This is a genomic window from Kitasatospora sp. NBC_00240 (assembly GCF_026342405.1).
GTDB lineage: Bacteria > Actinomycetota > Actinomycetes > Streptomycetales > Streptomycetaceae > Kitasatospora.
Window position 1 is genome coordinate 3689013 of the sequence record NZ_JAPEMU010000001.1, and the last position, 14735, is coordinate 3703747.

The 14735-nt window shown below is 74.0% G+C and carries 11 protein-coding genes; all 11 read right to left on the reverse strand.

Annotated features, from left to right (window positions below; all coding sequences use genetic code 11):
• Positions 1–215: 215 nt before the first annotated feature.
• The 11 genes from OG689_RS15550 to OG689_RS15600 all read right to left on the reverse strand — a co-directional run bounded on the left by OG689_RS15550 (position 216) and on the right by OG689_RS15600 (position 14659).
• A complete protein-coding gene (locus OG689_RS15550; protein ID WP_266320926.1) occupies positions 216–3329 on the reverse strand; it encodes a helix-turn-helix transcriptional regulator in 3114 nt (1037 codons plus the stop codon).
• Between the two features lie 143 nt (positions 3330–3472).
• Positions 3473–3691 carry a hypothetical protein gene (locus tag OG689_RS15555; RefSeq protein ID WP_266320927.1) on the reverse strand — a complete coding sequence of 73 codons (219 nt, stop codon included), beginning with the start codon at positions 3689–3691 and terminating at the stop codon, positions 3473–3475.
• Between the two features lie 245 nt (positions 3692–3936).
• Entirely contained in the window at positions 3937–5448 is a 1512-nt protein-coding gene (gene gatB / locus OG689_RS15560) for an Asp-tRNA(Asn)/Glu-tRNA(Gln) amidotransferase subunit GatB (RefSeq protein WP_266320928.1), read from the reverse strand.
• A gap of 78 nt (positions 5449–5526) precedes the next feature.
• Positions 5527–5766 (reverse strand): hypothetical protein, encoded by a 240-nt coding sequence (locus tag OG689_RS15565; RefSeq protein ID WP_266320929.1) that lies wholly within the window; start codon positions 5764–5766, stop codon positions 5527–5529.
• Positions 5763–7256 carry an Asp-tRNA(Asn)/Glu-tRNA(Gln) amidotransferase subunit GatA gene (gene gatA / locus OG689_RS15570; RefSeq protein ID WP_266320931.1) on the reverse strand — a complete coding sequence of 498 codons (1494 nt, stop codon included), beginning with the start codon at positions 7254–7256 and terminating at the stop codon, positions 5763–5765. Before gatA ends, OG689_RS15565 begins: the two co-directional genes overlap by 4 nt.
• 5 nt (positions 7257–7261) lie before the next feature.
• Positions 7262–7558: an Asp-tRNA(Asn)/Glu-tRNA(Gln) amidotransferase subunit GatC gene (gatC, locus tag OG689_RS15575; protein ID WP_073926050.1), complete on the reverse strand. Its 297-nt coding sequence runs from the start codon at positions 7556–7558 to the stop codon at positions 7262–7264.
• Between the two features lie 160 nt (positions 7559–7718).
• Entirely contained in the window at positions 7719–9497 is a 1779-nt protein-coding gene (locus tag OG689_RS15580) for a bifunctional diguanylate cyclase/phosphodiesterase (RefSeq protein ID WP_266320933.1), read from the reverse strand.
• A gap of 297 nt (positions 9498–9794) precedes the next feature.
• Positions 9795–12224 carry an NAD-dependent DNA ligase LigA gene (gene ligA / locus OG689_RS15585; RefSeq protein WP_266320935.1) on the reverse strand — a complete coding sequence of 810 codons (2430 nt, stop codon included), beginning with the start codon at positions 12222–12224 and terminating at the stop codon, positions 9795–9797.
• 18 nt (positions 12225–12242) lie between these two features.
• Positions 12243–13325 carry a methionine synthase gene (locus OG689_RS15590; protein WP_266320936.1) on the reverse strand — a complete coding sequence of 361 codons (1083 nt, stop codon included), beginning with the start codon at positions 13323–13325 and terminating at the stop codon, positions 12243–12245.
• 100 nt (positions 13326–13425) lie between these two features.
• Positions 13426–14115, reverse strand: coding sequence for an SDR family oxidoreductase (locus tag OG689_RS15595; protein WP_266320938.1), 690 nt, complete (start codon positions 14113–14115; stop codon positions 13426–13428).
• Positions 14116–14128: 13 nt separating this feature from the next.
• Positions 14129–14659, reverse strand: coding sequence for a TIGR00730 family Rossman fold protein (locus tag OG689_RS15600; RefSeq protein ID WP_266320939.1), 531 nt, complete (start codon positions 14657–14659; stop codon positions 14129–14131).
• Positions 14660–14735 lie beyond the last annotated feature (76 nt).

Sequence of the window (14735 nt, forward strand, 5' to 3'; positions counted from 1 at the left end):
CTGGGACCGCCGCGCCGCACCGATGTTCCCACCCGGGACACTACACCACTTCCGTCACTCAATGACACGCACACTCCACTTAGAGTAATGGTCAAAGCGTGGGGAAACAGGCCTACTCCGGGCGGATCCACCCCGTTCGGCGGCGGCGCCCGCCCGGGGGCTCACGCGGCGCGCACGGGAGCACGACGGCGGCCGCCCGGCGCTCCCGGCGGCCGTCAGCGCGCCGCCGGCGTCAGCGTGTCGGGGAAGAGCCGCAGCCGGTGGGCCATCGCCGCGGCCTCGCCCCGCCCGGTCACGGCCAGCTTCGCCAGGATGTTGGACACGTGCACGCTCGCGGTCTTGGGGGAGATGAACAGCTCCTCGGCGATCTGCCGGTTGGTCCGGCCGAGCGCGAGCAGTCGGAGCACGTCCCGCTCACGGGGGGTGAGGCCGAGCGCCTCGGCGGTGGCCGGCCGCGGCGCTATGTCGGGCGTGTCCGACCCGGCCGGGGCGGCGCCGCCGGCGGCCGCCGGGTGCGCCGGGCCGTCGATCGCGGCCCGGTCGAGGCCGGCCCGGTCCGCCAGGTGACGGATCTCGCCGAGCAGGAACTGGTCCCCCCGCCGGCCGGCCAGCTCGGCGGCCTCCCGGAGCAGTCCGGCGGCCGCGTCCCGGTGCCCGGCGGCGGCCTCGGCCCCGGCCGCCCGGAGCAGGGCCAGCGCCAGCGGGTAGGGCAGGCCGGTCAGCCGCAGCGGACCGAGCGCGGCCGCCCAGTGCCCGGGCGTGTCGCAGCCCTGCGCACGGGCGAGCTCGGCGTCCAGCAGCCGGGCCCAGCCGAGGTGCAGCGGCACCTTGGGGGTCAGTCCGGCGGCGGCCGCGGCGATCCTGGCCAGCACCGCCGGGCGATCCTGGTCCGCCGCCGGCAGGCCGCGCGAGTCGGCCTCGGCGCCGGCCGCCAGGGCCAGCAGCGGGAGCAGCAGCGCCTCTCCCCCGGCCGGGAGTTCACCGTCCAGCACCGCGAGCAGCTCGGCCCTGGCGGTCAGCGGCTGCCCGGTGCGGGTGGCGACCTCGACCGCCAGGACGGCGATCGGCAGGGTGTGCTGGAGCTGGCCGATCCGGTGCGAGGCGCGGGCCTGGGCGAGCAGCCCGGCGGCGGCCCGGACGTCCCCGCGCATCAGCGCGAGATCGGCGCGCAGCCGGTCCAGGAACTCGGCGTGGGTGCCGGTCGGGCGGCCGGTCTCCGAGGCCTCCAGCAGTTCGGCGGCCTCCTGCGGGCGCCCGGTGGCGATCAGCGCCTCGGCCAGGTTGCCGGTGAGGATGGCGCCGGTGTTGCGCAGCAGCCCGGTGCCGCCCGCGGCCTCCAGGCCCTCGCGGGCGTACTCCGCCGCCTCGTGCGAGCGGCCCTGCGAGTGCAGCAGGCTGGCCAGGTTGTTGAGCCCGCGCAGCAGCAGGTCCGGGGAGGCGCCGGCCGTCCTGGTGGCGGCCACCGCCTCGGTCAGCAGCGCGACGGCCGCCTCCGGGTCCTTGCCGAGCTCGCTGCGCATGGTGCCCAGTGTCATCAGGGCGTGCTGCTCGACGTCGGAGGCGCCGACCTGCCGGGCGATCTCCACCGCCCGCTCGGCCAGCTCGATGTGCTCCTGGGTGGGGTTGCTCAGCATCCCGGCGGCCGCGTCCAGGGCCAGGACCTCGGCCTGCACCGCGGACGGCGGCAGGCCCTCGACCAGCCGGCGGGCGTACCCGAGCTCCTCGTCGTGGCCGGGCCGGTTGAGGTGGCCGAGCATCCGGGAGCGGTACATCCGGAACCAGGCGGCGCGGGCCGGTCCGGCGTTCTCGTCCACCAGCTTCAGCGCCCGCTTGGCCAGGCTGAGGCCGCGGTCGCGGTCCCCGCTGCGGCGGGCGGCGACCACCGCCTCGGCCAGCACGTCGACGAGCTGGAGCTGCTCGCAGGTGTCGTCGTGGGTGCCCGGGGCGCAGCCGCATGGGGGGTAGGTCTCGGCCCAGTCGTAGGGGCGCAGGGTGTTCTGCAGCACCTCGGCGGAGACCTGGTCCCAGAGTTCCAGGGCCCTTTCCAGCATGCGCAGTTGCTCGGCGAAGGCGTTGCGGCGGCGGGCCGCCCGGGCGGCGTCCAGGGCGCTCGGCAGCGCCCGGGCGCTGTCGTGCGCGTGGTACCAGTAGTTGGCCAGCCGGGCCGGCCGGACGTCGGGGCCGACCAGCGCGGGCTGTTCCTCCACCGCGGTGGCGTAGCGGCGGTTGATCCGGTGGCGCTCGCCGGGCAGCAGGTCGTCGGAGACCGCCTCTCGGACCAGGGCGTGGCGGAACCGGTAGCCGTCACCGTCGGTGTCCGGGCGCAGGATGTTGGCGCCGACGGCGGTGCGCAGGGCCTCGATCAGCGCCTCCTCACCGTCGTCCAGCACGGCGGCGAGCAGCGCGTGCTCGACGTAGGAGCCGCCCTCGGCGGCGATCCTGACGACCCGTTGGGTGTCCTCCGGCAGTGCCTCGACCCGGACCAGCAGGATGTCGCGCAGGGAGTCGGTGAGCCCGGCCGAGCAGCCGCTCTGGAACGAGGTGGCGAGCTCCTCGACGAAGAAGGGGTTGCCCTCGGAGCGGCGGTGGATCCGGTCGACCAGCTCCCGGTCGGGGGCGGCGGTGCCGAGGATGCCGGCCAACTGCTCGGCCACCTCGCCGCGGACGAAGCGCTCCAGCTCCAGGCGCTGGACGGTGCGCAGCCGCTCCAGCTCGACCAGGAAGGGCCGCAGCGGGTGGCGGCGGTGCAGGTCGTCGGTGCGGTAGGTGGCGACGATCAGGACCCGGGTGCGGTGCAGGGTGCGCAGCAGGTAGGCGAGCAGCTCCCGGGTCGAGCGGTCGGACCAGTGCAGGTCCTCCACGGCGAGGACCAGGGTGCGGTCCGCGCTGAGCCGCTCGAAGAGGCGCGCCGTGTGCTCGAAGAGGTGGGCCCGGCCGTGCTCGTCGTTGGGTCCGCCGTCGGGCTCGCCGAAGTCGGGGAACAGCCGGGCGAGATGGCCCTCCATCCCGGCGGCGGCGGCCTCCAGCTCGGGGCCCAGCGAGCGGTGCAGCCGGCGCAGCGCGGTGGCCAGCGGCGCGTACGGCAGGCCCTCGGCGCCGATCTCGGGGCAGCTGCCGAGGGTGGTGACCACGGTGCCGGGCCGGCCCGGGCCGCCGTCGCAGGCCTGGTCGAGGAACTCCTCCAGCAGCCGGGTCTTGCCGACGCCGGCCTCGCCGCCGATCAGCACGGCCTGCGGGCGGCCCTCGCCGGCCCGGCGCAGCGCGTCCATGAGAGTGGTGATCTCGGGGTCACGGCCGACGAAGACGGGACTCACCGATATCTGCTGCATGGGCCAGAGCATGCCACAGGGCCCGGCGGCGGGCCGAGTAGTTATTGCGGCCGGTCCGGCGGTCGCCGGACGGCCCGAGGGGGAGGCGCCGGTGGCGTCCTCCCCCTCGTCCTGCGCGGTGGCACCCGGTGTGTGCCGGTCCGTCAGCATCCTTCGGCGCGGGCCGTGCGGGCCGGACGGACCGCCCGCGGCTCGGCCTGCGGCCGGGCGGCGGCGGTGCGGCGTACCGCGCCGGCGACGCGGCCGAGCAGGCCCTCGGGCCGGCCGGCCCCGCCCGCCCGGGCGGCCCGGACCAGGCGCTCGCGCTCGGCGTTGGCCTGGAGTTCCCGGGTCCGCTGCTGGATGAGCTCGTACTCGATCATGGTGTTCCCCTCGGTTGCGGACGCTTCTTCGTCCTGGGAAGAGCCTCCTCCCCCAGAGGGGTGCACCACATCGGCAGCCTGCCGCATCTTCCGGCCCCGCGGTGCCTTAGTCGCGAGGGCCCGGACACGCCGGGAGCCCGTACGCGCCCCGGGGAACGGGGTACGTACGGGCTCCAGGGCCTTACCCGGGCCCGTCCTCGGGCCCCGCCGTGGCGGCGCGGCCTAAGGGGGCCTTAGGAAGGTGCCTACGGCGCTTCCACGCCGAGGCGCTCCAGGATGAGGTCCTTCACCCGGGCCGCGTCGGCCTGGCCGCGGGTGGCCTTCATGACCGCGCCGACCAGTGCACCGACCGCGGCGACCTTGCCGTCACGGATCTTGTCGGCGACGGCGGCGTTGTCGGCGATGGCCTGGTCGACCGCCGCGCCGAGCGCGGAGTCGTCCGAGACGACGGCCAGGCCGCGCTTGGCGACGACCTCGTCCGGCTCGCCCTCGCCGGCCAGCACGGCCTCGATGACCTGGCGGGCCAGCTTGTCGTTGAGCTTGCCCTCGGCGACCAGCGCGGTGACCCGGGCGACCTGCGCCGGGGTGATCGGCTGCTCGGCGAGGTCGGTGCCGGTCTCGTTGGCGCGGCGGGCCAGCTCGCCCATCCACCACTTGCGGGCCTGGTCGGCGGGGGCGCCGGCGGCGATGGTCTCCAGGATCGGCTGGACGGCGCCGGCGTTCAGCACCGACTGCATGTCCTTGTCCGACAGGCCCCACTCGCCCTGCAGGCGGGCACGGCGTACCCGGGGCAGCTCGGGCAGCCCGGCGCGCAGCTCCTCGACCCAGTCGCGGGCCGGGGCGATCGGGACGAGGTCCGGCTCGGGGAAGTACCGGTAGTCCTCGGCGTTGTCCTTGATCCGGCCGGCCGTGGTGGAGCCGTCCTCCTCGTGGAAGTGCCGGGTCTCCTGGACGATGGTGCCGCCGTCGGTGAGGACGGTGGCGTGCCGCATGATCTCGAAGCGGGCGGCCCGCTCGACGCTGCGCAGCGAGTTGACGTTCTTGGTCTCCGAGCGGGTGCCGAACTTCTCCCGGCCGTGCGGACGCAGCGACAGGTTCACGTCGCAGCGCATCTGGCCCTTGTCCATCCGGGCCTCGGACACGCCCAGCGCCTTGATCAGCTCGCGCAGCTCGGCGACGTACGCCTTGGCGACCTCGGGGGCCCGGACGCCGGCGCCCTCGATCGGCTTGGTGACGATCTCGATCAGCGGGATGCCGGCCCGGTTGTAGTCGAGCAGCGAGTGCGAGGCGCCGTGGATGCGGCCGGTCGCGCCACCGATGTGCGAGGACTTGCCGGTGTCCTCCTCCATGTGGGCGCGCTCGATCTCGACCCGGAAGATCTCGCCGTCCTCCAGCTGCACGTCGAGGTAGCCGTTGAAGGCGATCGGCTCGTCGTACTGCGAGGTCTGGAAGTTCTTCGGCATGTCCGGGTAGAAGTAGTTCTTCCGGGCGAACCGGCACCACTCGGCGATCTCGCAGTTCAGCGCCAGACCGATCTTGACGGCCGACTCCACGCCGACCGCGTTGACCACCGGCAGCGAGCCGGGCAGGCCGAGGCAGGTCGGGCAGACCTGGCTGTTCGGCTCGGCGCCCAGCTCGGTCGAGCACCCGCAGAACATCTTCGTCTTGGTACCCAGCTCGACGTGGACCTCAAGGCCCATCACCGGGTCGTAGGAGGCGAGTGCGTCGTCGTAGGAGACCAGGTTACTGACGCTCACAGCGTCCCCTTCACTAAAAATGTCTTCGGAGGTACGGGCCCGGCCCCCGGTGTTCGGGAGCCGGACCCGGGCGGGCTGTCAGCCCAGCAGTACGTCGTCGTCGCCGAGCTGCTTGAGCTCACGGATCAGCAGCGCGGCGCCGGTGACCAGGGCCAGCGCGCCGACCACGGCGTTGATCAGCTTCAGGTTGTCGCGCTCGTCCTGGGCCTTCCGGACGTCCTTCGCGATCGAGATCGCGCCGAACGCCGTCGTCCCGAGGGAGAGCCAGAGACCGGGCTTCGAGTGCTTGAACCCCTTGGCCTTCGCGATGCTGCTCACAGTGCCGGTGCCTCCTCCAGCAGGGTGTGCCCCCACTTGTCGTTGAGTGCGGCCTCGACGGCGCCGCCCACGCGGTACAGGCGGTCGTCCGCCATCGCGGGTGCGATGATCTGCAGGCCGACCGGGAGATTGTCCTCCGGCGCGAGCCCGCAGGGCAGCGACATGGCCGCGTTGCCCGCCAGGTTGGACGGAATCGTGCACAGGTCGGCCAGGTACATCGCCAGCGGGTCGTCGGCGCGCTCGCCGATCGGGAAGGCCGTGGTCGGGGTGGTCGGGGAGACCAGCACGTCCACGCCGGCGAAGGCCGCGTCGAAGTCCCGCGAGATGAGCGTGCGGACCTTCTGGGCCGAGCCGTAGTAGGCGTCGTAGTAGCCCGAGGAGAGCGCGTACGTGCCCAGGATGATGCGGCGCTTCACCTCGGGGCCGAAGCCGGCCTCGCGGGTGAGGGCGGTGACGTCCTCGGCCGAGCGGGTGCCGTCGTCGCCGACCCGCAGGCCGTAGCGCATCGCGTCGAAGCGGGCCAGGTTGGAGGAGGCCTCGCTCGGCGCGATCAGGTAGTACGCCGGCATCGCCAGGGTGAAGGACGGGCAGGAGACCTCGACGACCTCGGCGCCCAGCTCGCGCAGCAGCTCCACCGACTCGTTGAAGCGCTGCATCACGCCGGCCTGGTAGCCCTCGCCGGCGAACTCCTTGACCACGCCGATCCGCATGCCGCGCACGTCGCGCCGCTTCGCGGCCTCGACCACGGCCGGCACCGGCGCGTTGATCGAGGTGGAGTCCAGCGGGTCGTACCCGGCGATGGCCTCGTGCAGCAGCGCGGTGTCGAGCACCGTGCGGGCGCACGGGCCGCCCTGGTCCAGCGAGGAGGAGAAGGCGATCAGGCCGTAGCGGGAGACCGAGCCGTAGGTCGGCTTGACGCCGACGGTGCCGGTGACGGCGCCGGGCTGGCGGATCGAGCCGCCGGTGTCGGTGCCGATCGCGAGCGGCGCCTCGAAGGCGGCCAGGGCCGCGGCCGAGCCGCCGCCGGAGCCGCCGGGGATGCGGGAGAGGTCCCACGGGTTGCCGGTCGGGCCGTACGCGCTGTTCTCGGTGGAGGACCCCATGGCGAACTCGTCCATGTTGGTCTTGCCGAGGATGACGATGCCGGCGTCCTTCAGACGGCCGGTCAGCGTCGCGTCGTACGGCGGCACCCAGCCTTCGAGGATCTTGGAACCGGCTGTGGTCGGGACGCCCTTGGTGGTGAAGACGTCCTTGAGCGCGAGCGGGACGCCGGCCAGCGGGCCGAGCTCCTCGCCCTTGGCGCGCTTCGCGTCGACCGCGCGGGCCGCGCTCAGCGCACCCTCGGTGTCGACGTGCAGGAAGGCGTTGACCTTCTTGTCGACGGCGTCGATGCGGTCCAGGTGCGCCTGGGCCACCTCGACGGCGCTGACGTCGCCCTGGGCGATCGCGGCGGCGGTCTCGGCGGCGGTGTGACGAATGAGGTCGGTCATGGGTGTTAGTCCTCCCCCAGGATCTGCGGCACGCGGAAACGCTGCTCCTCGGCGGCCGGCGCGCCGGCCAGGGCCTCGTCCGGGGTGAGCGACGGCCGCACCTCGTCCGCGCGCATGACGTTGGTCAGCGGCAGCGGGTGGGAGGTCGGCGGGACGTCCTGTCCGGCGACCTCGGAAACGCGGGCGACCGCGCCGATGATCACGTCGAGCTGCTCGGCGAAGTGGTCCAGCTCTTCGGCCTGCAACTCAAGACGCGACAGCCGGGCGAGGTGGGCGACCTCCTCGCGCGTGATGCCAGGCATGCAGCGATCCTCAAAGTGAGTTCTGGTGGAGCCGGAGCCGTGTCGACACGGCGCCCGGCCGGACGCGGCCCGGCGGCACCGCCGCCCGACCCGACCGTCCTGGTGGTCTGTGGGCCCCATCCTATGGGGCGCCGCCCGGCCACCGGCGACGCCAACCGGGTCAGGCCCGATTCGCCGGGGGCGGGACGGCCGCGGCGATCTCGGCCTGCACCGCCTGGACGGGCTGACCGACCTGCTGCCAGCGGCTCGGCGGCAGCGCCGAGGACAGGCCCGCCGCCAGCCCGGAGGAGAGGCCGGCGCCCAGTTGCGGGGGCAGCGCCGGCAGCGCCGCGGGCAGCGCGGCCGGCGGCGCCAGCCGCTCGACCGGCGGGGCGCCCGTGCGGTGCACCCGCAGCCACGCGGTGGCCTGCTCGGCCGGCAGCGCCGCCGACACCAGCCAGCCCTGGACGGCGTCGACCCCCATCGAGTGCAGCCGCTCCCAGGTCTCGTCGTCCTCGACGCCCTCGGCGACGACGGTCAGCCCCAGCGAGTGGGCCAGTTCGACGGAGCAGCGCACCACCGCCGCGTCATGGTCGTCGGCGACCATCCGGGAGACGAAGGAGCGGTCTATCTTCAGCTCGCCGACCGGCAGGCTGCGCAGCCTGACCAGTGAGGAGTACCCGGTGCCGAAGTCGTCCAGCGACATCCCGACGCCGTACTCGCGCAGCTCGGCGAGGGTTTCCGCGGCCAGCCGGGAGTCGTCCAGCAGCAGCCGCTCGGTGATCTCCAGCTGCAGCGCGTGGGCGGGCACGCCGTGCCGGACGAGGTGCCCGGCGACCCGCTGGGCGAAGCCCGGGTTGAGCACGTCGCGCGGCGAGACGTTGACGGCGACCTGGACCTGAAGGCCCTGCCCCCGCCACAGGGCGAGCTGGCCGACCGCCGACTCCAGCACGTAGTCGGTCAGCCGGGGCATCAGCCCGCTGGACTCGGCCAGCCCGACGAACTCGTCCGGCGAGACCCGGCCCTGGCCCGGCCGCTCCCAACGCAGCAGCGCCTCCAGGCCGACCACCCGGCCGTCGAAGGCCACCTTCGGCTGGTAGTGCAGCTGCACCTCACGGGTCTCCAGGGCGCGGCGCAGATCGCCCAGCAGACCGATCCGGTACGGCGTGTCGGCGTCCTGGGTCTCGTCGTAGCACTCCACGCCGCTGCGGCCGCGCTGGGCGTGGCCCATCGCCACGTCCGCCCGGCGCAGCAACGACTCGGCGTCCTGGGCGTGCTCGGGGTAGACGCAGACGCCGGCGCTGGCCTCCAGCACGAGCAGCAGTCCGTCGAGCCGGATCGGCGCGGCCAGCTCGGCGATCAGCGTCTTGGCGACCCGCTCCAGGGTGTCCGGGCAGCCGATGCCGGGCATCAGGACGGCGAACTCGTCGCCGCCCATCCGGGCCACCACCGGCCTGCTGCCGTCGCGCTCGGGCGGCGAGAGGGCGGCGAAGGCGTCGTCGACGGACTCGCCGCCCAGGCCGCTCGGGGCGCCGGGGCGCAGCGCCCGGTGCAGCCGGCGGGCGATGTGCACCAGCAGCCGGTCGCCGGCGGTGTGCCCGAGGGTGTCGTTGAGCGAGCGGAACCGGTCGAGGTCCAGCAGGATCAGCCCGACGCTGTAGTTGTCGCCGTGGTCGGCGATCGCCTCCTGGGTGGCCAGCAGCAGGGCCTGACGGTTGGGCAGATCGGTGAGCGGGTCGGTGAGTTGGTCCCGCGCGCGGTCCCGGGCGATCCGCCAGGCCGCGACCAGGACGGCCAGCGGCACCGCGAAGAGCGGCAGCAGCTCGGGTTCGTAGCGGTAGACCAGGACGGCCAGCGGGATCAGCGGCGCCGCCCCGGCCAGCAGCACGCCGAGCAGCAGAACCGCACCCGCCACCCCCTGCGGCGGGCGTGTGGGCGCACCGCCGGTCGTACGATCCATAAGCCCTGTCCTCCGTCGGGCCCGCCCCGTTTCAGGCCGCCTTACGGTGAGGCACCTCGCCGGTGCCGGCAGCTGCCGGGCATGGAGCGACCCCGCGGAGACCGGCTCAGCCGGTGCCCCCACCCCTGCTGACACTCTGTTGGCCACCAGGGTAAGCCGGGGCTCACCGGAAGGGCAGACTTTCGGGCAACCGGGAATGCCGCACAGATGTGCGCAAGCGCACAGTGACAGAATGCCCGCCGCCACCGCTGCCAGGCAAAAATGACGCCCCCTCAGGGCGGCGGCGGGCCGTACCGGTCACTCCGCGACAGGCTGCCCGGTCGCCTCGCCGGCCTCGTCGACCGGCGCGTCGGCGGCGTCCGCTCCCGCCCCGGCGTCGGCCTGCGCCGCCTCCGCGGACGCGTCCGGTTCGGCCTCCCCGGCCGCGGCCGCCTTGGCCCTGCGCCGGGCGGCCGGCTTCGCCGCGGGCTCGGGGGTCTCCGCCGGCTCCGGCAGACCGAGGTGGGCGCGGGCCGCCTGCGGGCCGCTCTCCAGCAGGACCGCGAACCCGGCGTCGTCCAGCACCGGCAGGCCCAGCTGGACGGCCTTGTCGTACTTGGAGCCGGGGTTGTCGCCGGCCACCACGAAGTCGGTCTTCTTCGACACCGATCCGGTGACCTTGGCCCCGCGCGAGGTCAGCGCCTCCTTGGCGCCGTCCCGGGTGTGGCCGGCCAGCGTGCCGGTGACCACCAGCGTGAGGCCCTCCAGCGGGCGCGGGCCCCGCTCCTCGGCGGCGGCCTCGGTGAAGACCACGCCGGCGGCCCGCCACTTCTCCAGGATCTCCCGGTGCCAGTCCTCCTCGAACCATTCGCGGATGGCCCGGGCGATGGTCGGGCCGACCCCCTCGGCGGCGGCCAGCTCCTCCTCGGTGGCGGCGAAGATCCGGTCCAGGTCGCGGAACTCGGCGGCCAGCGCCTGGGCGGCGACCGGGCCGACGTGCCGGATCGACAGGCCGTTGACGTACCGCCAGAGCGGGCGGTCCTTGGCCTTGTCGAGGTTCTCCAGCAGCAGGGCGGCCGACTTCTTGGGCTCGCCCTTCAGGTTGGCGAAGAAGGTCATGACCTTCTCCTCGCCGGTCCGGTCGTCCAGCTTGGGCATGCCGGACTTCTGGTCGCGGACCTTGACCTTGATCGGCAGGAGCTGCTCCAGCGTCAGGCCGAAGATGTCGCCCTCGTTGCCGACCGGCGCCTCGGCGGGCTCCAGCGGCTGGGTGAGCGCCGTCGCGGCGACGTACCCGAGGCCGTCGATGTCCAGCGACTCGCGGCCGCCCAGGTAGGCGATCCGCTCCCGGACCTGGGCCGGGCAGAACCGGGCGTTGGGGCAGCGCAGGTCGATGTCGCCCTCGGACATCGGGCGCAGTTCGGTGCCGCACTCGTGGCAGTGCGAGGGCATCACGAACTCCTGCTCGGTGCCGTCGCGCAGGTCCTCCACCGGGCCGAGGATCTCGGGGATGACGTCCCCCGCCTTGCGCAGCACCACCGTGTCGCCGAGCAGTACGCCCTTGGCCTTCACCACCTGCTGGTTGTGCAGCGTCGCGTACTGGACCATCGAGCCGGCCACCTTCACCGGCTCGGCGAGCACCGCGAAGGGGGTGGCGCGGCCGGTGCGGCCGATGCCGACCTGGATCCGGGCCAGCTTGGCGGTGACCTCCTCCGGCGGGTACTTCCAGGCGATCGCCCAGCGCGGCGACTTGGAGGTGGAGCCGAGCCGGCCCTGCAGGGCGATCTCGTCCACCTTGACGACCACGCCGTCGATCTCGTGCTCGACCGAGTGCCGCTGCTCGCCGTACTGCTTGATGAACGCCCGGACCTCCTCCAGCGTGCCGACCACCCGGTTGTGCCGGGCGGTGGGCAGGCCCCAGCCCTCCAGCAGCCGGTAGGCGTGCGACTGGCAGTCGATGTCGAAGCCGACCCGGGCACCGATGCCGTGCACCACCATGTGCAGCGGCCGCGAGGCGGTGACCAGCGGGTCCTTCTGGCGCAGCGATCCGGCGGCGGCGTTGCGCGGGTTGGCGAACAGCTTCACCAGGGCGTGCGGGCGCCTGCCCTCCTTCGCGCGCTCCTCGTTGTCCAGCCGGCGGCGCTCGTTCTCCGCCGCGAAGGAGGCGTTGAGCTCCGCGAAGGCCTCGGTCGGGAGGTACACCTCGCCGCGGATCTCGACCAGCTCGGGGATGTCGTCGCCGGCGAGCTGGTGCGGGATCTCCTTGATGGTGCGGACGTTGGCGGTGATGTCCTCGCCGACCCGGCCGGTGCCGCGGGTGGCGGCCAGCACCAGCCGGCCGTGCTCGTAGGTGAGGTTGACGGCCAGGCCGTCGACCTTGAGCTCGCAGAGGTAGTGGTAGTCGAGGCCGTCCAGCTCGCGGGCCACCCGCTCGGCCCAGGCGGACAGTTCCTCGTCGTCCATCGCGTTGTCCAGGCTGAGCAGCCGCTCCCGGTGCTCGACCTTGGTGAAGCCCTCGGCGGCGCCGCCGCCGACCTTCTGCGAGGGCGAGTCGGGGGTGACCAGCGCCGGGTGCTCCCGCTCGACCGCCTCCAGCTCGCGCATCAGCGCGTCGAACTCGGCGTCGCTGACGACGGGTGCGTCCTGCTCGTAGTACCGGGTGCGGTGGTCCTCGATCTCGGCCGCCAGTTCGGCGTGCCGCCTGCGCACCTCCGGCGGGATCTCCTCCCAGCCCTCGACAGCCACCACTGCAAGCCTCCTACCGTCTCACTCCGGATTGTCCACCAGACTCCGCGCCGCCCTCACGCTGTGTGACAGCGCGGTGCGCGCGTACGCGGGGCTCGCCCCCGCCAGCCCGCAGGACGGTGTCACCAGCACCCGGCGGCCCAGGAGTTCCGGGGCCAGCCCGAGCCTGCGCCACAACGTCCTGACACCCTGGACACTACCGGCAGGGTCTGACACTCCCGCTGATTGAGCGGCCGCCCGGGGGCGGGCGCCGGACGGCGCGGGGACGGCGGCCGGCTCGGTGGACGGCACCACCCCGGCCAGGATCCGGGTGCCGGCCTCGATCGCCTCGCCGAGGTCCTCGTCCTCACGCTCCGTCAGGAAGGCGAAGTCCAGCGACACTCCGGCCGCACCCGCCCGGCGCAGCAGCGGGATCGGCACCTGCGGGGCGCAGCAGTGCACCACCACCGGGACGTCCAGCCGGGAGATCACCCCGCGCAGCAGCTCCTCGGCGACCTGCCGGTCGACCGAGCGCAGCCGCTGGAAGCCGCTCGCGGTCTTCACCGCGCCGGCCAGCACGGCGGGCAGCGACGGCTCGTCGAGCTGCAGGACGACCTGCGCGCCGGGCACCCGGCGGCGGACGTCCTCCAGGTGGCGGCGCAGGCCCTCGGTGAGGGAGTCGGCGATGCCCCGGCAGGCGCCGCGGTCGCGGAGCGCCTTCTCGCCGTTGCGCAGTTCGATCGAGGCGGCCAGCGTCCAGGGGCCCACGGCCTGGACCTTGAGCGCGCCCCGGTGGCCCTGGGTGAACTCCTCCAGGGCGTCCAGGTCCTCGCCCAGCCAGGAGTGGGCCCGCCGGGTGTCGCGCCCGGGGCGGTCGGCGAAGCGCCAGCCGCTGGGCTCGGTCTGTGCGAACAGCTCGACCAGCAGGCCCGCCCCGCGCCCGATCATGTCGGCGCCGGGCCCGCGGGCGGGCAGTTCCGGCAGGAAGGGGAGGTGCTCCAGGGCGCCGACGGCGGTCTTGGCGGCCTCCCGCGCGTCGGTGCCGGGCATCGAGCCGACGCCGGTGGCGGCGCCGTACAGCTCCGGGAAGGCCTGCGGGTCGAGGGATGCGTCTTCGCTGCTCACTCCGCGAAGCCTACGGCGTCCGGGCCCCGGCGGGGCGACCGGCCGGGCCGCTACGGCCGGGGCCGTCCGGGCCCCTGGCCGGGGCCCCGGCGGGGCGGCCTCAGCGGCCCGGGCGGACGGTGATCTCGGTGATCTCGGCGTCGCGCGGCAGGTCGAGCGCGGTCAGCACGGCCCTGGCCACCGACTCGGGGTCGATCCAGCGCTCGGGCTCGTACTCCTTGCCCTCCTGCTGGTGCACCTTGACCTGCATCATGGTGGCGGTGCGGCCGGGGAACACCGAGGTGACCCGGACGCCGTTGCCGTGCTCCTCGGCGCGCAGCGCGTCGGCGAGCGCCCGCAGGCCGAACTTGCTGGCCGCGTAACCGCCCCAGTTGGCATGCGCGGTCAGGCCGGCGCCGGAGTTGACGAAGACCACGTGGCCGCGGACCAGCCGCACCGAGGGGAGCACCAGCCGGGTCAGCTCGGCCGGGGCGACCAGGTTGACGTTCAGCTGCTCCTGCCAGGCCTTGACCGGGAGGTCACCGATCTCGCCGAGCTGGACCACACCGGCGATGTGCAGCAGGGAGTCGATCTCGACCGGGAGTTCCTGCTGGCCGAGGCTCCAGGAGAGCCGGGCCGGTTCGGCGAGGTCGGCGACCAGCGTCCGGGCGGTGGGGAAGCGCTCGCGCAGTTCGGCGGCGCGCCGGGCGTTGCGGGCGAACAGCCAGAGGTTCTCGCCGCGCTCGGCGAGCCGCTCGGCGACGACGGCGCCGATGCCGGAGCCGGCGCCGGTGATCAGATGATTTCCCATGATCGACAGCCTCTCAGGCGCGGGCTTCGAGGTGGGTGAACACCTCGGCCGGATCGGCGGTGAAGGTGATCAGGTCGGCCAGCGGGCGGGGCAGGAAGCCCTCCTGGTCCATCCGCCGCAGCTGCAGGCGCAGGCCCTCGTAGAAGCCGTCGGTGTCGAGCACCACGACCGGCTTGTCGTGCAGCGCGTGCTTCTTCAGCTCCAGCACCTCGGTGACCTCGTCCAGCGTGCCGAGACCGCCGACCAGCACCACCACGGCGTCCGCCCGCTCCAGCAGCTGGGCCTTGCGCTCGGCCAGGTCGCGGGTGGTGACCAGCTCGTCCGCGCCCTCGTAGGCCTTGTGGGCGAGCATCTCGACCGAGACGCCGACCAGCCGGCCGCCGGCCTCCTTGACGCCGTCGGCGAGCAGGCCCATCAGCCCGGCGTGCGAGCCGCCCCAGACCAGGGTGTGGCCGCGGCCGCCGAGCAGCCGGGCGAACTCGGCGGCGGGCTCGGTGTAGCGCTCGTCGAGCGAGAACGCGGAGCAGAAGACGGTGATGTTCATGGTTCCCCTGGTCTGCCGCGGCCGCGGGGCCGCGATCATGGTGGTTCGGGGCCGTACCGGGCGGCGCTCCGAGGCG